Below are 20,798 nucleotides of genomic sequence, written 5' to 3' on the forward strand. Positions count from 1 at the left end.
GTGAGACAATCAGCCTTGTGCGCGCCCAATCCACGCTCCATGAGATCCTTTCGCCGGAAGAGCGGGCGATCGAGCACGTCGTCGCCCGCTATCAGCGGGTCGCTCCGGCCGTCACACGGGTGGCCCGGAGCCTCGCCGGCGACGATGAACTCCAGGTGCGACTCGGTTCGACTGCCTCGGCCCGCACTGGCGAGATCGTGCTCGATCCGGGCATCTTCCAGGCAGCCTATGGACGCCGGGCGCCGGTGACGCCGGGCGAGGTCGCTCTCGCCTCTGCACTCCATGAGGTTGTTCATCTCGTTTCGACCCACCTCGAAGAAGTCCGGCCGCTCCCTCCCTCATGGTTCCCGAAGCGGGAGACCCCCTTGTCGGAAGAACCCGTCGATCTCTTGACCGCGCTCGCCGAGGCGGGCAGTGAGGCGGCCGTCTCGATGTTCTTCGCGCTCGAAGACGGGCGGCAGGAGTTGACGGGAATGGCCGCCTACCCGGGGGCACGATCGGTTCTCACCGACCTCTACCAATCCTCCATCAGATCGGCGATGGCTGCCGCCACGCCGTTGGGACAGATGGCGATCGCCGGGTTCGCTCTGGTCGGCGAGCACGTCGAGCGCGATGTGCTCGAGAAAGCAGCACAACCGGGAGTGGCGGTCGCCCTTGCCGACGCTCAACCATTCTTCGATGCCGTGCAAGAGGCCGAAGATGCCTGGGAAGTGGCCACTCTGGCACTCCAGATTCTCGAAGTCGCCAGACTGCACGGGCTTGCCTCCAAGGCTCCGGTCGATGAGTCGGCAGCCCAGAAGAAACTCCGCGAGGAGCTCGACAGCCAAGCGGTCGAAGATGGCGTCGACCGGGTGCGCTTGATCAGCCCGATCGTCCAGAACCTCGACGGATATGAACGCACCCGGCAACTCGAGCAACGAGCAGGAGCCGATGGCGAGAAAGGTCCGTCTGACGTGGCCGACGATGCAGCAACCGATCAGCTGCTCCGGGTCAGCCAGGCCCCGACTGTGTTCCTTCCTAGCGGTCAAGGGGGTCGCCTGATGGTGTCGGGGTTTCCCCACCGCTTCCGGCAATTCGGGCCGGCCGGGCGCGAGACGCTCCTCGAGGCAGCCTCCGCCTGGGGCGTCGCTCAGCGACACGTGTCGGGCGAGCTGTTCCCTCTCTTCGCCGCTAATCAGCGCAGGGGTCTCCGCTCCGGATACGACGCCGGCGACATCTCGCCACATGCTCCCCTTTTCCTCGGTGCCGGCCTTTACCAGCGAATGTACGAGCGGCGGGCCCTGCGAACCCGGCGTAGCTACGCGGTATCGCTGCTCATCGACGGATCGGCCTCCATGCTGCAGCCCCGCCCGCTCACCAGCACCGGTGGCCGCACAGCTCCGTGGGGACTGGCGGCTGCCACGCTGGGGGCCTGGACGCTGGCCCGACTGTGCGATGAGCTTCAGATCGATTTCGAGGTGGCGCTCTTCAACCGGTCATTCAGCGCCCGGTCGGACGACTCGGAGTGGTCGTTCTCGCGCCGCAGGAGCCAGGCAACGGGGGGATTGCGTCGATCCCAAGGGCAGGCGGCCGATCGCCTGACGAATACCATCAACCATTACCTGGTCAAACCATTCAATGCTCGCTGGCGCACTTCCGAGGATCTGCTCGCCGGGTTGTTCTTTGCAGCTTCCCATCCGACGCGGGCGTCGGCAGAGGCGCGCAAAGCTCCCCACGATTCCCCGCCGGTCGGCATGTTTGAGAAGGCCGCCAACGTCGACGAGTTCAACCTCAGCTACGCAGCGCAGCGCCTGTCGCGCCTGGGCGCGACAGTCCGTGTCCTCGTCGTCCTGGCCGACGGCATGACCCGGGGTTCGCTCGAGTCGCTGGCCCGCTCGGTCGAAGCGGTCGAGCAAACCGGGACGACGGTCCTCGGAATAGGAATCGGAGACGACACGGTTCAGGTGGCCTACGGACGCCACCAGATCGTTGAGCGCCCGGACACACTGGCCGCGGCCATGGTCGACGGAGTACGCACCGCGTTGAGAAGGAGCCTGGCACTGTCCGGCCTGGATGAGTGGTGGACCCGGGCCGGAACAAGAGAACACATGAGCGCATGGAAGGAGAAACCCGGTGCCTAGGACCGTTGTATTCACAGATCCGAGTGGGGATGGACCGCCGATCGAACTCGAACAGTTCGTGGTGCCGAAGGACCTGCCGGACCATGCGCACCGGGTCGGCAAGATACCGGAACCAGATCCCCATTATGTCGACCTCGGGATGCTCTACCGCTTTGCAGCCATGGAGGACGTCCGTAAGCGTTTCCCTGAGGGCTACCAGCCGCTTCACCTGGCGGTCCGGGGCCATATGGGTACCGGCAAAGACCACGACATCGAGCAGTTCGCGGCGATGCTTCGCCTCCCGTACTACCGGGTCCCTCTGACGGGCGAGGTTCGAGACGTGACGCTGATTGGTTCGACACTGCTGCACGGAGACGGCAAAGGGGGAACGGAGAGCCGATGGGAAGACGGCGAGATCACCCGGGCACTGCGCGGCCCGGCTTTGGTCAACCTGTCCGAGCTGAACGCAGCCGGGGCAGAGACCCTCTTCGCATTGCACGGCCTCCTCGACCGATATGCTGCGCTCGATCTCCCGACGGGCGAAACCGTGCGCTTGCGTGACGATGTCCGTTTGTTCGGAACAATGAACCCCACCGACTTGCGCGATTACGCCGGAACGCAAACACTCAACAAGGCATTCGCCGACCGCTGGGTGATCTGGGAAAAGGCCTTCCCTATCGTCGATCAGATTCGCGCCATGATCGAGCGCCGCTACCCGTCGATGTCCGAGCCGTTCAGTGACGCCATCAGCCGGTTGGCAGCCGAGGTGAACGCCTCGTTCACGGCCCCCGACGTCGCCACGAGGGTCGAGTCGCCGATGAGCCTGCGAACCGTGCTCGACCGGGTTCCGACCGGGTTGCGCGTGTATGCGGATGCCGACGATCCCCTCCGCAAGGCGTGGGAGGAGTTTGTTCTGCCGCAGATCGATGCCTTCGATCGGGACCATTACGAGACCGTGTGGAGCGCGGTTGTGCGCAAGGGACCAAAGGGACCGGCTTTCCGGTAGCCACCGGCGCCACCATCGGATTCTCGATCGGGACTCTCGAGTCAACCCGCTCGCCTGGTCGAGGCCGGCCCGTATTCGTTGAACCAGGTCTCATAATCCGGTACGGCAAACCCCGCCACGGAGAGCACGTAGTAGGCGCCGAACGGGCCAATGAACGGAATGGAACGGAGTCCGTCTTGTTGATCAGGGAAGTCCCCCAGCGACTGGATCCAGCGTCCGACGGAACCGAACTCGGCTTTCCGTTCTACCAGTAGTTGCGCCGCCCGGCCGACGGCGGCGATCTTGCGCTGGTTGCCGATCACGCCGGGCGTCGCGCAGAGGCGCTCAATGTCACGATTGGTCAGTGCGGCCACGTCGACCGCCGAGAACCGACCGAAGGCCAGTCGTATCGCCGCCCAGTTGCGGTCGACGACCGCCCAGGACAGTCCTGAAGCGAAGATCGCCCTTGCGAACAACTCGAGGAACTGGTCAATCGTACGGATGTTGCGGGCTGTGAGATCAGCCGGCATATCAACCTCCATCTCGTGTCTGCTCTCGAACATACGAGAAGGGTGGGACAGTTCTTCGAGTTGACTACCGTTACTCAGCCGCAACGAAGGAACTCATGCGACCGTACGCGATCGGGGATCCCGTCCTCGAAGAAAAAGTCAACGAACTCGTAGAAGCTACGGGCGCCGACACCGCCAACGCCGACCTCATCGGCGAGATCGTCACGACCGCCCTCAAACTGCACCGCGATGTAGCCGATCGCGGTGACCTCAAACTGCTCAACACAGCCCTCAAGGAGATGCGCTACTCGATGCTCGTCTTCTCTCGCCATCGCGAAATACCGAAGGTGACGATCTTCGGATCGGCGCGCACCGAAGCGCACGATCCCAACTACCTGCTGGCCGTGGAATTCGCCGGGATCATGGCCCATGATCGAGCCTGGGGGGTCATCACCGGTGCCGGCCCCGGCATCATGGAGGCCGGCAACAAGGGAGCCGGACTCGATGCTTCCTTCGGCGTCAATATCCGGTTGCCATTCGAGTCGGACGCCAATCAACATATCGAGAACGACCGGGTCATCAACTTCAAGTACTTCTTCACCCGCAAGCTCGGATTTGTGAAGGAGTCGCATGCCTTCGCCCTGTTCCCGGGCGGTTTCGGGACCATGGATGAGACATTCGAACTCCTGACATTGATCCAAACCGGCAAGAGCGATCTCCACCCGATCGTCCTGCTCGAGGCGGAAGGCAACTCATACTGGGAGGAATGGCAGCGTTTCGTCGAGGAAAACCTCGTCGCCAACGGCATGATCACGGTCGACGACCTCAGCCTGTACAAGATCACGAGCAATCCCCTTGAAGCTGCCGACGAGATCTGTCGGTTCTACGCCAACTACCAGTCACAGCGCTATGTGAAAGGCATGCTGGTCCTGCGAATGAACCATGCACCCGACGAAGCCCAACTCCAGCGCCTCAACGATGACTTCTCCGACATCCTCGTGGACGGCGAGATCAGCGTCATTCCTGCCACCGAGGCGGAAATCGCCGACGCGGACTCGGTCGATGCCGGACGGGTTTCCCTCCATTTCGATCGCAGAAGCTTCGGGCGACTCAGAAAGCTCATCGACGCACTCAACGATCTGGTCGACACAACTCCCCACGAGATTCATCTCCCACCCCCATATCGGGACGAACTTCCCGAGCGACCCTGGTAGCTCCCCGCCTCTCGGCGGGCGGTGAGCGGCTACCATTACGCCGGTGCGTGAGATTCTTTCAGACCTCGTGGCAGAGCAACAATCGCTGGACCAGTTTCTCCAGCGCGTAGCCATCCGGGATTGGGATCGCCCCAGTTCGGCTGCAGGCTGGTCGATTCGCGACACCGTCAGTCATCTGGCCACCTTTGAGGAGTACGCATACAACGCGCTGGCGGAAGGCGGATCACGGCAATCGGAAGCCAACGCCTATCCCACCGACGAGGATTTCACCCTGGCGGGCGTTCTACCCGGCCGAGCCATGCGAGCTCAAGACGTCATCGAATGGTGGCGTGGGGCGAGAGCCAAAGTAATCGAAGAGCTGTCGAGGATCGCCCCCACCGTCCGCGTCCCGTGGTTCAAAGCCGACATGAGCGCCCGGACGTTCGCGACGGCCCGTCTGATGGAGACCTGGGCCCACGGCCTCGACATATACACCTCCGTCGGCGAGGAGTGCGAAGACACCGTCAGATTGCGCCATATCGCCTGGCTGGGTTGGAAATCGCTGCCGTACGCCTTCGAGTTGGCCGGTGAGGAGTACTCCAAGCCGGTGCGGATCGAAGTCCTAGGCCCGCAGTGGTCGAAATGGATCTTCGGACCGGAGGACACCGACCAGGTGATCAAAGGCCAGGCCGGCGAGTGGTGCCGGGTCGCCGTGCAACGCATGAATGCCACCCAGGCGGGTTCCCTCAAAGCCCAGGGCGAGATCGCCGAAACCGCGCTGCGGGTCGCCCGCGCCTACATGTGATCCCCGTGTTTCCTCGTCTGATCGGCATGGTTCACCTCGATCCCCTTCCGGGTGCTCCCGGGTTCAGGGACAACTTCGATGCCGTTGTCACCGCCGCTATCAAGGACGCCGAGACCCTCAAGGCGGCCGGGTTCGATGGCCTGATGATCGAGAACTTCGGAGACGTGCCGTTCTTCGCCGAACGCGTGCCAAACATCACTGTGGCCTCCATGACCGCGGCCACCCAAGCCATTTCCGCCGCCGTTGACCTCCCGTTCGGCATCAACGTCCTCAGGAACGATGGCGATGCAGCCCTCTCGATTGCGGCGGTCACCGGCGCCTCCTACATCCGGATCAATGTGCTTTCCGGTTCGATGCAGACCGACCAGGGTCTGATCACAGGCCGGGCGGCTGAACTCGCCCGCCTGCGCCGTTCCCTGGGGGTCGAGGTAGGGATCTTCGCCGATGTCTTCGTCAAGCATGCCGCCCCGCCGGGTGGGCTTTCGATCGCCCAGGCGGCCGCCGACACATGGGAGCGGGGCCTCGCCGACGCACTGATCGTCTCAGGAGCAGGAACCGGCGAGGAACCGGACGTCGGTGATCTCCGCCGGGTTCATGTCGCAGTCCCCGACGCCCACTTGCTGGTCGGCTCCGGCGCCCGTATCGACAACGTGGCCGGGTTGCTCGAGACGGCCAACGGAATCATCGCAGGAACGGCTCTGAAACGAGACCACGTGACCACAGCACCGGTCGACCCGGATCAGGCGCGCGCCTTCGTCGAAGCCGCCTCCTGATCATGGAGCACATCGTCTATGAGCCGGACGGACGGATCGCCACACTGACGCTGGCGCGACCCGAAACCCGCAACGCCATCACCAACCCGGAGATGGTCGAAGAGGTCATGTCTGCCCTCCGTCATGCCGATGCCGATCCGGACATCGGCATCCTGATCATCACCGGCCAGGGCCCCGCCTTCAGTGCCGGAGGCAATGTCAAGGACATGCGGGCCGGTGTCGGCCTGTTCGAAGGCACCCCTGATGAGATAGCCGAGAAGTACCGGGCGTCGATCCAGCAGATCCCGCGCTTGATGCTGGGAACGGACCTGGTAACGATTGCGGCCGTGAACGGACCGGCGATTGGAGCAGGCTTCGATATCGCCCTGATGTGTGACCTGAGAATCGGATCGACCGAGGCGCGATTCGCGCACACCTTCATCGATCTTGGCATTGTCCCCGGTGACGGTGGGGCCTGGTTCCTCCCCCGCGTTGTCGGTTGGCAGCGGGCGGCCGAACTCGCTTTCACATCCCGCATCGTCACCGCGGAAGAGGCAGTCGAGATGGGAATCCTGCTCGAGATGGTGGAACCCGACGACGTTCTCCCCCGGGCGATGGTGATTGCCTTGCAGATCGCAGCTAAGCCACCTCATTCGGTGCGCCTGACCAAGCGCCTGCTTCGCCATGCCCGGTCGATGGAACTCGATGGATTCCTCGACATCTCGGCCGCTCTCCAGTCGGTTAGCCATCACACAGCAGACCACCGCGAAGCAGTGGAGGCCTTCTTCGAGAAGCGCCCGGGAGATTTCAAGGGTCGCTAGGCAGAGGGCCCAGGGTCGATGACCCGATCAACCGGCGGCCTCCCCTCCTGCGGGCGGAACACCTTCCGAGATCTTGCTTAATCCGGCCCCTGTGCCCGTTCCGTACTTAGGGCGTAACAGGAACAAACCAAGGAGGTCCTGATGAGACGCACATTGACCCTGGCCGTAGCCACCCTACTAGCGGTGAGCTTGCTGGCCATCCCGGTATCCGCCAAAGGAAACAAGGCGCCCGCCGGCCCCACCATTGCCCAAATCACGGAGATGCCCGGTTTCAGCACTCTGAACTTCGCGCTGAACGCAACCGGCCTGTTCGACGTGCTGGATGGTGACGGTCAGTTCACGGTGTTCGCACCCACGGACGAGGCGTTCGCGGCACTCGAGAAAGCCAACCCGGGCATCACCGCCTACCTGGTCGCCAACCCGGAGGTCTTGACCGACGTGCTCCTCTACCACGTGACCGACGGCCGCCGCTGGTCGAACAGCGTCATCAACAGGAACAACTCGAAGTCGATCGAGATGCTCAATGGGGGCTACGTGTGGGCGAACCCAACTGTCACCCTCACCGATAGCGACTCACTCGGCATCGGAAGCCCGGACGCAAGCATTGCTTCCCCCAACATCAATGCCAGCAATGGAGTCGTCCACGTCATCACGCAGGTGCTGATCCCCTGACCCCGCCCGACACGGAGAGAATCCACGAAGCCCGGGAGTCACCTCCCGGGCTTCGCTCTATGAATTGCCCGGCGGGCCTGATCGGGAATCCCCGCCTCACTGGACGCAAAACTCGTTGCCCTCTGGATCTTGCATCACTACCCATCGTTCCCCGCTCTCGGCGAACTCGCCCACGACTGCACCACCTGCTCCAACGAGGAGCTCGACGTGGGCATCCACGCGGCTCCTGCGGTCTCCCGGGTCTGCATCGCCACCGCCCCCGATGTTGATATCGAGGTGCAGCCGGTTCTTCGCCAACTTCTCCTCTGGTACCTTCTGGAAGAAGAGACGCGGGCCACGGCCCGCCGGATCGATCAGTGCCCCACGCGCATCCCACTGATCTTGGGGGATCCCTTCGGCGGCCGCCCACTCTTGCCACGACGCGAATCCAGGTAGCGGAGGTTGTTGAACGTACGCGAGGGCCAGCGCCCAGAATTCCACCAGGAGATTCACATCGTTTGCGTCGATCGTCACCTGAAATCCGTTCGCCATGGCTTCCTCACTCCTTGTGCACAGTGAACCCGATCTTCGTGAGCAATCTCAGGAAAGCCGTGGCCGGATCCTTGAAGTTGGCCGATCTGAGCACATCATCGAAATCGCTCATGAACGCCGTCATTTGTTCAACGATATGCGACAGCGAGATGGTGTGGAGGTCGACGTCGGAGGTCCGCCCGAACGCGACCAGGCGGGTCCGTACGGTGGCACCGCTGCAACTCGGCGTCACGGCCACACCATGCGTCGCCACCTCATGCACTACGGATTCCAGATCGCAGCCGTATACCCACGCCACTCGCCGGATGACCGCGTGAAGGACCTGGTGAGTCGCGAGGCCCGGATTGAACTCGGCCTCACCCTGTTTCACCTCACCGATGATCACGTCGATCTGATTGTCTTCCAGGCGCAACGCAGGATCCAAGATCAACAGCATGCGCCCTTCGGCGGTGTCGCCGGCATCGGCCGCGTAGATGTCGCCCGGAAACCGCAGTGCAAGGATGTCCACGTCGGTGAGGGTCCGGTAGGTCCCGTCCTTCGCCCTCCCCTGTATGTCGAACTCGCTGAGGGTGAGGTACCCGTTCAGGCGGAGGTATGACTCCACCAGGTTGACTGCAACGTCCATGGGGACATTCTGCACCATGCGGCGGGCACCGAGATCAAATGCCTGGCATACCGATGTTGCGCCACCCATCATCAACGCCCCAACGTGTCCTCACAAAGGGCCGAATTAGAGCCGACGACTCATGTACATAGGGTGGTCTCTGTGCCACCTTATGTAACGCGCGGGCTATTGCTGCGACTTAGCCTGGGACGCACAAGGAGGGCGCAAGTGTTGGAAGGCATGCTGGAGCGGATGTGGGAACGGGACGAGGCGCTCGCCCGTCACGGATTCCGGGTTGCTACCTTCGCGACGGCCCTCGCCCAACACCTCGATGCCCCTCCGGAGATGATCGACCGTCTCCGCATCGCAGCCATGATCCACGATATCGGAAAACTCCGACTCGACCCGCTCATCATCGCCAAGCCGGGACCGCTCAACGAAGCGGAGTGGCACGAGATGCGCAAACACCCAGAGCATGGGTTCGAGATGGTGAAGGGATACGTCCATCCAGATATCTGCGGAGTCCTGCTTGCCCACCACGAACGCTACGACGGCGTCGGCTACCCGTTCAATCGGGCCGGCACCGACATCCCCCGTGGTGCCCGCATTCTCCTCGTCGCCGACGCCTTCGACGCGATGACCAGCGACCGGCCGTACCAGCCGCCGATGCCCATCGCCGACGCCCTGAGAGAACTCGAGGAAAACGCAGGATCGCAATTCGACCCCAACGTGGTCGAGGCGATGCTGGACTTGTCCGCCAACGGGCGGCTCCGGACCGCTCACGCGGTCAAGATCTCCGCCTGATACCACCCGACCCCGAGGCGTAGCCACCAGCAGTTTCTGCGCAATGCAATGTATTGCCACGCGCCACAGCATTGCGGAGAAACAGCGCGGGGTTTTCTGCGCAATGCAATGTCTTGCCACGCGCCACAGCATTGCGGAGAAAATACGTCGGTGGGGGTCGCTACCGTGACGGCGTGCTGGATCTGTTCTCCCCTGCAACGCGAGCATGGTTTGAGGCATCGTTCGCGGCGCCCACCGATGCACAACGAGACGGCTGGCCGGCCATCGCAGACGGCCGGCATACGCTCATCCACGCCCCGACCGGGTCCGGCAAGACCCTGGCCGCCTTCCTCTGGACCCTCGACCGCATCCTCCACGAACCAATCCCTCCCGCCAAGGAACGTTGCAGGGTCCTTTACATCTCTCCCCTCAAGGCACTCGCCTACGACATCGATCGCAACCTCCGGGCACCGCTGATTGGAATCCAGCATGCAGCCCGGCGCCTGGGCCTCGATCCCCTGCCGGACATAACGACGTTCATCCGCACCGGCGACACTCCTGCAGACGAACGACGGCGGATGGAGCGGCACCCGCCCGATGTTCTCATCACGACTCCCGAGTCTCTCTACCTTCTCTTGACCTCCCAGGCCCGGGCTGCCCTTCGCTCGGTGCGATGGGTGATCGTCGACGAGGTCCATGCAGTCGCCGGCACCAAGCGCGGGACCCATCTGGCTCTGTCCCTGGAACGCCTCGAGGAGATCACAGCCATCTCACCGCAACGCATCGGCCTCTCAGCCACCCAGCGCCCTCTGGAAGTGATCGGATCGTTCCTCGGCGGTGGGACTGTCGATGGAGGTACGTGGACACCCCGTCCCGTGCATCTGATCGACGTCCCGGGCGACAAGGCGCTCGAACTCGAGCTGGTAGTGCCGGTCGAAGACATGACCGCCGTCACCGTGACGCCACCCACCCCCCTGGGCGTGTACGACGGCCCTGCACAACTCCCACCGGCCAGAACATCGGTGTGGACGGCTATTTACCCAACTCTCCTCGAGCACATTCGTAGCCACCAGTCGACGATCGTGTTCGCCAACAGCAGAAGGCTCGCCGAGCGTATTTGTGACGAACTCAACCGCCTCGCCGGCGAAGAGGTAGCCAGGGCACACCACGGATCCGTGTCCCGCGAGCAGCGGGTCCAGATCGAGGAGATGCTCAAGAAGGGTGAACTCCCGGCAGTCGTAGCAACATCCTCACTGGAACTCGGCATCGACATGGGCGCCGTCGATCTCGTCCTGCAGATCGAATCGCCCACCTCCGTCGCCAGCGGGCTTCAGCGGGTCGGCCGGGCCGGCCACCAGGTTGGGGCGGCTTCCCGCGCCAAGATCTTCCCTAAGTACCGGGGGGACCTCCTGGTCGCCACCGTCGTGGTCGACCGCATGCTCGAGCGCGCGGTTGAGTCGACCCGGATCCCGCGCAGCCCGCTCGACGTCCTGGCGCAGCACATCGTGGCGATGGCCGCCAAGGACGAATGGGGTGTTGACGAACTGTTCTCACTAGTGCGACGCGCCGCACCTTATGCCGAACTCGGACGTGGCCCATTCGAGGCGGTACTCGACATGCTCTCGGGTCGATACCCATCTGAGCTCTTCTCCGATTTGCGCCCTCGAATCGACTGGGATCGCGTCGCCAACACCATCGTGGGTCGTCCGGGTGCCCTGCAATTGGCAGTACAGAATCCGGGCACGATCCCCGACCGTGGCCTCTATACCGTGCACCTTCCTGATGGCGCCAGGGTTGGCGAACTCGATGAGGAGATGGTCTACGAGTCGAGAGTGGGCGACGTCTTCATCCTGGGCGCGTCCACCTGGCGAATCAACGAGATCACCGCCGACCGGGTCGAGGTCGTTCCTGCTCCCGGAGAGTCGGGCGCAACGATGCCTTTCTGGCACGGGGACATGCTCGGGAGAACAATCGAGACGGGACGTGCGCTCGGAGAATTCACTCGCGTCGTCGGCGCCCTCGACCGCCCCGAAGCCGAACGCACGCTCGCCGACCGGTACCACCTCGATGAATTGGCCGCTTCGAACCTCGCCGGATACCTGCAGGAAGAACTCGAAGCAACGGGCCACCTCCCCTCGGACGAAACGATCGTCGTCGAACGCTTCCGCGACGAGATCGGGGATTGGCGGTTGGTCTTGCTTTCGCCGTTCGGCGCCAGAGTGCATGCGCCGTGGGCAATGGCGCTCACCGGCCGGTTTCGTCAGACACTCGGCCGCCAGGTCGACGTCATCTGGGGCGACGACGGCATCGCACTCCGGTTTCCCGACCAGGACGACATTCCGACCGCGGCGGATCTGCTGATCGATCCGGACGAAATCGAAGCCGAGCTGGTGGATCACCTGGCGGACTCAGCCATGTTCGCCGCTCGCTTCAGGGAGGCGGCGGCGCGATCGCTCCTGCTCCCGCGCCGCCGGCCCGGCAAACGGACGCCACTGTGGCTCCAGCGAAGGCGGGCCGGCAATCTGCTGGGGGTAGTGCGCCAATTCGGATCGTTCCCCATCGTTCTCGAGACCTACCGGGAGATCCTCCAGGACGACTTCGATGTTCCGGCACTGATCGAGCTGCTCGGTGAACTCCGCTCGCGGGCGATCCGTGTTGTTGAGGTAGAGCTAGATTCCCCCAGTCCCTTCGCCTCCTCTCTCCTCTTCGAGTTCGTCGCCTCTTTCTTGTATGAGGGTGACACGCCTCTGGCCGAACGCAGGGCGGCCGCCCTCACCCTCGACCGCCAGCTCCTGGGCGAACTGCTCGGTGAGGGAGAACTTCGCCAGCTGCTGTCGCGCGATGTCATCGCGACCATCGAGTTGGAGCTGCAACGCCTTGCTCCGGGGTATCAGGCAACCGGCGCCTCCGGAGCGCACGACCTTCTCCGCCAGCTCGGTCCATTGACGGCCGACGAGCTCACCGCCCGCCTCACAGACGATGATCCGGTACCGCTCCTGGCGGATCTCCAATCCAGGAACCAGGTCATCCCGATCCAACACGGTGGCATCGGTCGCTGGGCTGCCATCGAAGACGCAGGGCGGCTGCGAGACGCCATCGGGGTCCAACCTCCGGTTGGAGTTCCGCATGTGTTCCTGGATCCGGTTGAAGACCCGCTCGGCGACGTGGTTGCCCGCTATGCCAGGACCCACGGGCCGTTCTCGACAGAAGCGGCGTCAACCGCGCTCGGCCTGCCAACCGCGGTTGTCGCCACCGCCCTGGCGAAGCTCGAGGAATCCGGACGGGCGGCCAGGGGCGCCTTCCGGGCGGAAGGCTCTGAGCGGGAATGGGTTGACACCGAAGTGCTTCGGAGGATCAAGCGACGCTCGCTGGCAGCCCTTCGCTCGGAGATCGAACCGGTGGATCCTGCGGCCATGGCCGCATTCGCCCTCACCTGGCACGGCGTTGGAGGCGACCGAAGGTCAACCGACCGCCTGGTCGAGACCGTCCACCAGCTGCAGGGGTTTCCACTACCTGCCTCCGTGCTCGAAACCGACATCCTTCCGGCACGTATGCGATACCAGCCGGCGATGCTCGATCAACTCATGCTGGCCGGGAACATCGTGTGGGTGGGACACGGTTCGCTCGGACCGCGAGATGGGAAATTGTCGCTCTACTTCCGTGATCAGCTCTCCAAGCTGGCCCTCCCCCGAACGGTCGATTTCGAGACCACCGCGATGCACGACACCATCCTCGACTTGCTGCTCCGCCGAGGTGCTTCGTTCTTCCCGGCGATCTATGAGTCGGCCGGTGGCGGCGACCCTGCACTGGTCGGCGAGGCGTTGTGGGATCTCGTCTGGCGCGGACTGGTCACGAACGACACCCTCGCTCCGGTCCGGTCTCTTGCGGCCCGCAAGCGCACCGCCGCCCGGCGCGGAACACGGTCCCCGACCTTTGCGCCCTCCACCACCGGACGCTGGTGGTTGGTCTCCGAGGCGGTGGACGACAATATCCCGGACACGCTCAAGAGCGCAGCCTGGACTGAGGTACTGCTCGAAAGGCACGGCGTAGTAACCAGGGATGGCACCTCGGCCGAGGCGGTCGCCGGCGGATTCACCCGCTTCTATCCGATCCTTCGTCAGATGGAAGACATCGGAAAGATCCGGCGCGGCTACTTCGTAGAGGGAATGGGTGGAGCACAGTTTGCCCTGCCGGGAGCAGTCGATCGCCTTCGAGCGGCAAACGACGCCACCCGGGCCCTAGCCGCCACAGATCCGGCCAACCTCTATGGAGCGGCCATCCCCTGGCCCGACCATCCGCTTGCCCGTCCCGCACGATCGGCGGTCTCATGGGTCGTCATCGCATCCGGGGCACTCGTGGCGTATGTGGATCGCCGGCGCCTCTTTACCTACGGCACCGTCGATGCCCCAACCGCACGGGCCATCGAGCAGATCGGGAGGCGGCGAGGACGAATGACCATCAACGAGATCGACGGCGAGGCATCGGCGCTCACCCCACTCGGAACCCTCCTCCAGGATTACGGGTTCGCAATGACCCCGCGTGGCCTGGCCTATCGGGGAAACAAGTAGTACTACGTCTGATCGCCCAGGGCACGAAGCTGATCGAACGTGAAGATACCGGTATGGTGCCCGTCCGGACTGAACGTGAAGTTGATGCCGTAGCTTCCGACCAATCGCGCTTCGGCGATCGTGGTCGCCATGACCAGCCTGATCCTTCCCTGCTCAGACTGAGTTGCGCAGTCCGCACAGGTACAGGCGTCTCTGAGTTGACGAGCCGTGAGTGTCTGATTCGCTCCGCCGGGCCAATCAACGACGACACGGGCGCCATCCTCGATCTCGATTCGTTCCGGCGTCTCCACGGCCGACAACGCTAGTACCGTGCCGGCATGACCTCACACACCATCACGGTCCGGGCAGGACATCCGGACTTCCTCGATCTCGAGTGGGATCGTTCGATCGTTGAATGGTCGACCGATCGTATCGTTGACCTCCCGAAGGGCATCTCCCGGCACGAGGTGCGATTCGTCGTCTACGCGGAAGGGACGTACGTCGTCAAAGAACTCCCGCGCCGGGCGGCCCGGCGCGACTACACGGTGCTGCGTGAACTGGAGGGCACCGGCGTCAAGGCGGTTCTTCCTGTCGGGCTGGTCGAGGATCGGTCGGATGATCCAAACGATGAGCGCTCGGCCGCCCTCATCACCCGCTACGCCGATTTCTCTTTCTCCTATCGCGAACTCCTCGAAGGACCGGGGTTTGGTCCCCGCCGCAAGCAGATGCTCGACGCCTTCGCCTGGCTGCTGGTCGAGTTGCACCTCATCGGGTGTTTCTGGGGCGACTGCTCTCTTTCGAACGTCCTCTATCGATACGACGCCGATGCCATCGAGACCATCATGGTCGACGCGGAGACGGCCGAACTCCACGATGAACTGAGCGAAGGCCGTCGCCTCGAGGACCTGCAAATCATGATCGAGAACGTCGCAGGCGGTATGGCCGACATCGCAGCACTCCAGGGTTTCGACATCGACGAGGCCGACTACGAACTCGGCGAGGATGTGGCAGCTCGCTATCTGGCCTTGTGGACTGAAGTCAATCAGGAACTCGTGATTCCGCGTGATGAGCGCTTCCGCATTCGCGAACGAATCGAACGTCTCAATGATCTCGGCGTTACGGTCGACGAGGTAGAGCTCATCCCGGTCGGGGAAGAGCAGCATATGAAGGTGCACATCAAGATCGGAGTTCGGGATTTCCATGCCAGGGAGCTGGAAGAACTGACCGGGGTGCGGGCGCTCGAACAGCAAGCGCGCTACATCCTCGGTGATCTCCACTATTTCCAAGCGCTGCAGGCACCGGACACGGACCGGGTGATCAACGCCATGAAGTGGCGCGTGCAGGAATTCCGGCCGATGATGAAGCGCCTGCGCGGGGCGACCAAGACCGCCGACCCCATCCAGGCGTACTGCGACATTTTGCACCACCGGTACATCTTGTCCAGCCTGGCCGGCCAGGATGTCGGAACGCAAGCCGCCGTCGACGATTGGTTCGCGGCAGGCGAACCGGGCTATCCGCTCGACACTTCACCGACCTAGCGGGTCGACAATCAGGTCAGGCTGCCTCCGGCCCCGATGACGCCACCATCAACCGGCAAGTTGACCCCGGTAATCCAGGAGGCGGCCTCCGAGGCGAGGAATAACACCGCGTTGGCCACATCTTCCGGCTCTCCCAACCTGCCGAGTGGATGGGTCGCGGCCGCCGCTTCTTCTCCGCCGACCCACAGAGCGGCCGACAAGCGGGTCTTGACGACGGCTGGAGACACCGCGTTCACCCGCACGTTGGGCGCCATTTCAAAGGCTAGTTGTTGCGTCGTGAAGATCAGTGCTGCCTTCGAAATGTTGTAGGCACCGAGAACCGCAGTCGGGCGCATGCCGCCCACCGAGGCAACGTTGATGATCGACCCGCCGTGCTCGTGCATCCACTGATTGAAGGCAGCCCGGGCCCACAGGATGGGACCCAGCTGGTTGACCGACCAGGTCTTTTCGAGAGCTCCGAGCTCGACGTCTACCAGATTGCCGGCCGCCGGATTGGTACCGGCGTTGTTGACGAGGATGTCGCAGGCCCCGAACGTCTCGATGGCTCCTTTCACCGTCGATTCGGCATGCTCTGCATCGTCAGCGCGGGCGACCATCGTGACCAGCCGGTCGCCGAGGCCCGTTGCCGCGCTGATGCTCGTCCGAGCCTCCGCCAGGTTCTCTTCCCGGCGCCCTGTGATGATGACGCCGCGCGCCCCGCTGTTGAGGAATTCGGTCGCAATCGATTCGCCTATCCCCCGGCTGGCTCCGGTGACCACCGCTACCTTGTCGTCAATTCGTACATCCATGTGTTCCTCCTCGGTCGTTCGTTCAGAGTTCAGTGGCCACCGCGCCGCACGCCTCCATATTTCATCCGGGTATCTCTGACGGAGGCGACGACCGCGTCGGGATCCGGTTGGCCTGCGTCGACGATCTCACCAATGAAGAACGTATGGGTTCCACAATCGACCTCTTTCCACAGTTGGAGGTCCATCCACGCAACGGCTTCTTCGAAGATCGGGGAGCCGGTCACACCTGCCCGAATCGCCCGGCCGTTGAGCGTCATGCCCTCTTTGACTGCCGGTTTCGAGAACTTGACGAACGTCCGGGTGTCCTCGGCCGACCAGAGGTTGATCGAAAAGCACCGACCGTCGGTGATCAAGCGATGGGTCACGGCCTTCTTGTCGACTCCGATGCCGACCAGAACCGGCTCCATAGCCACCTGCGTTATCCAACTCGTGGTCATTGCGTTCCACTCGTCGCCGGCGTGCGAGCCGACGAGGGCCAACGCAGTGGGAATGCTCCATGTCACCTTGTTGACGAGTTCCGCCTGTAGGTCCGCCATAGGTCCTCCTGCCATTTCGTGGTATGCCATCGCCTGGCGTAGCCAGGTCGCCTAATCTTCCCTGGTGCATATTCTGATCGCCACCGCCGGTGCTCTTCCCGCCGCCCGTGTCGCGGCTCTGGTCGCCACCCTGGCCCACGACGAACAGCACGTCTCGGTCATGACGGTCATCGAGGTCCCACTGTCGTTCCTGGACGATCTCGAAACCGGCGAGTGGCGCCCGTTCGACGATGGTACCGAAGGTGCCGCCGAGGTCCACACCCAACTCGTCAAACGGTACGTCGAGGAACGCGGGGTCCGCCTGGTCGAACCGGTGGTGGCGGCTTTGCGCACACACGGTATTTCGGCAGACACCATTCTCGAAGAGGGCAGCGACGCCGGTGAAGTGATTGTGCGTGTGGCCGGCGAACGGTCCGCGGACATGATCGTAATGGGAGCAACCAGACCCATCTTCGATGAGAACGTATGGAGCAGCGTCTCCGTCAAAGTCATGCAGCGGTCTCCCATCCCGCTGGTGTTGGTTCCGGGCGTTTCGCGAACCTTCGATGACGTTGAACGCGACGAACGGCGCCGTGTGATCGACGAACAGACCGGCTGAGCGTCACGGAATAGCGAGTTCGATCGTCGCTCCGCAGTAACCCTCGACCGAATCCCGGGCACCTACGACCACGATCGTGACGCCGTCCGGTATCGGGACTCCACTCAACGAGCGTGTGAACGGCTGCTCAGTTTCGTGCGGGTGCTCCAGGATGCGGGTTCCGAGCGCCGTTCCCTCGGGGGTCCAAACCGTCCACTCATCGGCGTATTTCTCCCACCCTTCATCCGGCGAGGCTACGGTCACAGAAAAGGTGTAGGTGCCGTCCCCGGCTTGAACGGCCTCGACGGCCACGACATTCGCACAGCGGTCCGCCCCCTGCATTTCCGTCGTCGAGGTCGGAATCGTCTGATTCGCGCCGGGCGACCCGGTGGTCGCCGGTTCGGCGTCTGTTGTGCCACAGGCAGCCAACGCCAGGGCGAGCAAGAGCACTATTCGCATTCTCCGAGCATACGTTCACCCGGCGGCTACACCGGCGGGGACAGGCCCAACGATTGAACCGACTGCGAAATTCTCACTCCACGACTTGCTCCAAGGACATTGTGTCACACCCCCCTGTCAGAGTGATGGTATGACAGCAGCTTGCCGCCACAACGTCACATGGGAAGGATCGACCGGAGTAGTTGCGTGCGCCTCATGCGGAGCCGTCGAATGGTGGTCCGATGGACGGCCGCTGGATGCCGCCGAAGGCATGGCCCGGCTGTTCGGGCGATTCGAGCTTGTGAGCACTATGCCATCGCTGCATGCTCCCGCTCCCGATATACTCGCCTATCGCCCACCATCGCGCCGGGCGCGGGCGCGCCTCGGAGCATTCCCGATCCACCAGTGGCTGCTCGTTTCCGACGGGCTGTGGTTGACCCACGACGGCACGCTACTGCTGCTGTGCCCGACCGATCCCGTACTCGCTTCCAATATGTGGTCGGGCGTCGAGACGAGCCCTCAGGAGGTGGGAACGAGATAGCCACCGAAGGGCTCCACTACTCGATCAACGAGCCTGCCTTCGCCGGCCACCAGTACGTACTCGAGATTTCGAAGGTGAGAAACCTCCCCAACCCGTTGACCCTGTGGATCGTGAATACCGATCTGCGCACCGACATAGCGCTTCGAGTCGAAAGCGAGGGCGAGTACCCGGCCCCGCCCCTGCAGCAACTCAACCAGCGCATCGAAGTCGATCCAGGACTCGTTGTTGTAGGAGAGGACGAGGAGGGTGGCATCGATCTTCGCGATCACGGCCCCGAGGGCAGCGGGCATCTCGCGCTTCTTGTTGAACACGCTCTTGGTCGCATCCTCACGGCTGTCTAATCGCTTGCAGGCGACGCCGTAATGCTCGGGGTGATCCCAGGCGACGAGCGTCTCCCAGATGTGATAATTCGTGAAGTAGCGGTGCTGGTTATAGGGAGGATCGAGGTAGGCGAGATCAAACGAACCGAGCTGTCCGGCCAGCTCAACTGCATCGCCTCTCACGACCTGCCCACCGCCGGCCAAAAGATCGGGAACCCGCAGTTCGAGCGGTTTGAACGAACGCGGCGCCCACTTCTTCACATACGCCATCTGAACGCCGGTCGTTGAGTCGACCCGGTCTGCCGCCAGGATGAGCGACGTCAACAGCACCGGATACATCCACGAATCGCGATAGTCCGACTCAATCACCTCCCGGATCGCATCGACTCGCTCAGCGTTGTGCGGTTGGAAGAAACGGGATTGGTGGCTGAACGTGTCCGTGAAATACCCCGCCGAGCCTTCCAGGCCGTTCAGCCGGTCGAGGGCGTCCACCACCTCGTCAGTGTCGGCGGTGTCGGCATCGATTTCGAGGTAGCACTTGCCAAAGACCTCCGAATACCTCGCCGTATCTACCGCAGTGACGAGCGCGCCCTCTTCTTTGAAGGCGCGCGCCACCCTCGTCGTCCCGGTGAACAGGTCGAGGGCGGTGGCGGCACCCGACCGGACCAGCAGGTCACCGAGCACCGGCACGAGACGCCGCTTGGATCCGAGGTATTTGATCATTCCAGGCAGGCAAAGTACCACGGCCGCACGGGGGGATCCGGCGTTTGACTATTGCCCCCGCACGCTCCAGCATCTCACCATGCCTATCGCCCACCTGAGGAACACAGACATCTTCTACGAAACCTTCGGCGACGCCGCCGACCAACATGTGCTCCTCATCGCCGGTCTCGGGGGGCAGTTGCTGGTCTGGGAAACCGAGTTCTGCAGACGTCTGGCCGACACCGGTACCCGGGTGATCCGCTTCGACAACCGAGACGTCGGACTCTCCACCATGTTCGACGATGCCGAACTCGACCTGTCGATGGCCCTCAGCGAGGCACTGGCAGGTAGAGCGATCGAAGTCCCCTACACGCTCTCTGATATGGCCGGCGACGCCCTGGGCCTGATGGATCATCTCGGGATCGAACGCGCGCATCTGGTGGGAGTATCGATGGGCGGCATGATCGCCCAGACTCTGGCGGCAGAGCACCCGGACCGCGTTGCCTCTTTGACGTCGATCATGTCGAGTACCGGGAGCCGGATGGTCGGCCAGGCAACACCCGCCGCAATAGCCGTTCTCTTCGAGCGCCCTCCGACAGACCGCGACGGGGCTATCGATGCCTCGATGCAGGCCCAGCGAGTGATCGGGAGCCCGGCGTACTTCGACACCGAAGCGGCGCGCGCTCACGCAGGGGCTGCCTACGACCGATCCTTCAATCCGGAAGGCTCAGGCAGGCAACTCGCCGCCATCTACGCGGCCGGCAACCGTTCCGACCAGGTAGCCGCTATCTCCACTCCGACACTGGTCATTCACGGAGCGCAGGACCCGCTGGTCGACATCTCGGGTGGCCGGCACACCGCAGAGATCATCCCGGGCGCAGAGCTCCTGATCATCGACGACATGGGCCACGATCTCCCCCGCCCATTGTGGGACAAGCTCATCGAGGCTATCTCAGCCCATGTGCGGACCGCTTCCACCCCCTAAGCCTGGATCCACCGATTCGGTTGGCTGGTGGTGGTTTTGGGGGTTGAATCGGGGTCGGGTGGGCCGGATTGT

21 protein-coding genes are annotated in these 20,798 nt (G+C 63.3%); 13 read left to right on the forward strand and 8 right to left on the reverse strand.

Annotated features, from left to right (window positions below; all coding sequences use genetic code 11):
- Positions 1-17: 17 nt before the first annotated feature.
- The gene (locus P1T08_05925; GenBank protein ID MDF1595616.1) at positions 18-2,120 is read left to right on the forward strand and encodes a hypothetical protein; all 2,103 of its coding nucleotides are present in this window, start codon (positions 18-20) and stop codon (positions 2,118-2,120) included.
- Positions 2,113-3,105 carry an AAA family ATPase gene (locus P1T08_05930; GenBank protein ID MDF1595617.1) on the forward strand — a complete coding sequence of 331 codons (993 nt, stop codon included), beginning with the start codon at positions 2,113-2,115 and terminating at the stop codon, positions 3,103-3,105. The genes P1T08_05925 and P1T08_05930 overlap by 8 nt, the downstream gene beginning before the upstream one ends.
- Before the next feature lie 41 nt (positions 3,106-3,146).
- Here P1T08_05930 and P1T08_05935 read toward each other — a convergent pair whose 3' ends face one another.
- Positions 3,147-3,647 carry a DNA-3-methyladenine glycosylase I gene (locus P1T08_05935; GenBank protein ID MDF1595618.1) on the reverse strand — a complete coding sequence of 167 codons (501 nt, stop codon included), beginning with the start codon at positions 3,645-3,647 and terminating at the stop codon, positions 3,147-3,149.
- Between the two features lie 62 nt (positions 3,648-3,709).
- Here P1T08_05935 and P1T08_05940 point away from each other — a divergent pair, with 62 nt between their 5' ends.
- From P1T08_05940 to P1T08_05960, 5 genes are all read left to right on the forward strand, one after another.
- The gene (locus tag P1T08_05940; GenBank protein ID MDF1595619.1) at positions 3,710-4,807 is read left to right on the forward strand and encodes a TIGR00730 family Rossman fold protein; all 1,098 of its coding nucleotides are present in this window, start codon (positions 3,710-3,712) and stop codon (positions 4,805-4,807) included.
- A 43-nt stretch (positions 4,808-4,850) separates the two neighbouring features.
- The gene (locus tag P1T08_05945; protein MDF1595620.1) at positions 4,851-5,591 is read left to right on the forward strand and encodes a maleylpyruvate isomerase family mycothiol-dependent enzyme; all 741 of its coding nucleotides are present in this window, start codon (positions 4,851-4,853) and stop codon (positions 5,589-5,591) included.
- Positions 5,592-5,617: 26 nt separating this feature from the next.
- Positions 5,618-6,364: a BtpA/SgcQ family protein gene (locus tag P1T08_05950; GenBank protein ID MDF1595621.1), complete on the forward strand. Its 747-nt coding sequence runs from the start codon at positions 5,618-5,620 to the stop codon at positions 6,362-6,364.
- Between the two features lie 2 nt (positions 6,365-6,366).
- Positions 6,367-7,164: an enoyl-CoA hydratase-related protein gene (locus P1T08_05955; protein ID MDF1595622.1), complete on the forward strand. Its 798-nt coding sequence runs from the start codon at positions 6,367-6,369 to the stop codon at positions 7,162-7,164.
- Positions 7,165-7,305: 141 nt separating this feature from the next.
- Positions 7,306-7,836 (forward strand): fasciclin domain-containing protein, encoded by a 531-nt coding sequence (locus tag P1T08_05960; GenBank protein ID MDF1595623.1) that lies wholly within the window; start codon positions 7,306-7,308, stop codon positions 7,834-7,836.
- A 96-nt stretch (positions 7,837-7,932) separates the two neighbouring features.
- On the opposite strand, the gene P1T08_05965 is transcribed toward P1T08_05960, so the two are convergent.
- Positions 7,933-8,367 (reverse strand): VOC family protein, encoded by a 435-nt coding sequence (locus tag P1T08_05965; protein MDF1595624.1) that lies wholly within the window; start codon positions 8,365-8,367, stop codon positions 7,933-7,935.
- A gap of 7 nt (positions 8,368-8,374) precedes the next feature.
- Entirely contained in the window at positions 8,375-8,992 is a 618-nt protein-coding gene (locus tag P1T08_05970) for a hypothetical protein (protein MDF1595625.1), read from the reverse strand.
- A 207-nt stretch (positions 8,993-9,199) separates the two neighbouring features.
- On the opposite strand from P1T08_05970, the gene P1T08_05975 reads away from it, so the two are divergent.
- Positions 9,200-9,775, forward strand: a complete 576-nt coding sequence (locus P1T08_05975) for an HD-GYP domain-containing protein (protein ID MDF1595626.1) — start codon at positions 9,200-9,202, stop codon at positions 9,773-9,775.
- A 173-nt stretch (positions 9,776-9,948) separates the two neighbouring features.
- Complete coding sequence (locus P1T08_05980) at positions 9,949-14,322, forward strand: DEAD/DEAH box helicase (protein ID MDF1595627.1); 4,374 nt, start codon at positions 9,949-9,951, stop codon at positions 14,320-14,322.
- Between the two features lie 2 nt (positions 14,323-14,324).
- Here the strand turns inward: P1T08_05980 and P1T08_05985 are convergent, their stop codons facing one another.
- The gene (locus tag P1T08_05985; protein ID MDF1595628.1) at positions 14,325-14,612 is read right to left on the reverse strand and encodes a DUF971 domain-containing protein; all 288 of its coding nucleotides are present in this window, start codon (positions 14,610-14,612) and stop codon (positions 14,325-14,327) included.
- Between the two features lie 27 nt (positions 14,613-14,639).
- Between P1T08_05985 and P1T08_05990 the strand changes: the two genes are divergently transcribed.
- Entirely contained in the window at positions 14,640-15,839 is a 1,200-nt protein-coding gene (locus P1T08_05990; protein MDF1595629.1) for a DUF4032 domain-containing protein, read from the forward strand.
- Between the two features lie 11 nt (positions 15,840-15,850).
- Here P1T08_05990 and P1T08_05995 read toward each other — a convergent pair whose 3' ends face one another.
- On the reverse strand, positions 15,851-16,627 hold the full coding sequence (locus P1T08_05995; GenBank protein ID MDF1595630.1) for an SDR family oxidoreductase: 777 nt from the start codon (positions 16,625-16,627) through the stop codon (positions 15,851-15,853).
- A 29-nt stretch (positions 16,628-16,656) separates the two neighbouring features.
- Positions 16,657-17,163 (reverse strand): flavin reductase family protein, encoded by a 507-nt coding sequence (locus tag P1T08_06000; GenBank protein ID MDF1595631.1) that lies wholly within the window; start codon positions 17,161-17,163, stop codon positions 16,657-16,659.
- A gap of 64 nt (positions 17,164-17,227) precedes the next feature.
- Between P1T08_06000 and P1T08_06005 the strand changes: the two genes are divergently transcribed.
- The gene (locus tag P1T08_06005; protein ID MDF1595632.1) at positions 17,228-17,761 is read left to right on the forward strand and encodes a universal stress protein; all 534 of its coding nucleotides are present in this window, start codon (positions 17,228-17,230) and stop codon (positions 17,759-17,761) included.
- 3 nt (positions 17,762-17,764) lie between these two features.
- On the opposite strand, the gene P1T08_06010 is transcribed toward P1T08_06005, so the two are convergent.
- Positions 17,765-18,199, reverse strand: coding sequence for a hypothetical protein (locus P1T08_06010; GenBank protein ID MDF1595633.1), 435 nt, complete (start codon positions 18,197-18,199; stop codon positions 17,765-17,767).
- A 130-nt stretch (positions 18,200-18,329) separates the two neighbouring features.
- Between P1T08_06010 and P1T08_06015 the strand changes: the two genes are divergently transcribed.
- Entirely contained in the window at positions 18,330-18,719 is a 390-nt protein-coding gene (locus P1T08_06015; GenBank protein ID MDF1595634.1) for a hypothetical protein, read from the forward strand.
- On the opposite strand, the gene P1T08_06020 is transcribed toward P1T08_06015, so the two are convergent.
- Entirely contained in the window at positions 18,698-19,762 is a 1,065-nt protein-coding gene (locus P1T08_06020; GenBank protein MDF1595635.1) for a DNA adenine methylase, read from the reverse strand. The genes P1T08_06015 and P1T08_06020 overlap by 22 nt on opposite strands.
- Before the next feature lie 79 nt (positions 19,763-19,841).
- Between P1T08_06020 and P1T08_06025 the strand changes: the two genes are divergently transcribed.
- A complete protein-coding gene (locus P1T08_06025; protein ID MDF1595636.1) occupies positions 19,842-20,726 on the forward strand; it encodes an alpha/beta fold hydrolase in 885 nt (294 codons plus the stop codon).
- Positions 20,727-20,798 lie beyond the last annotated feature (72 nt).

The organism is Acidimicrobiia bacterium (genome assembly GCA_029210695.1).
Lineage (GTDB): Bacteria > Actinomycetota > Acidimicrobiia > Spongiisociales > JAHEDJ01 > JAHEDJ01.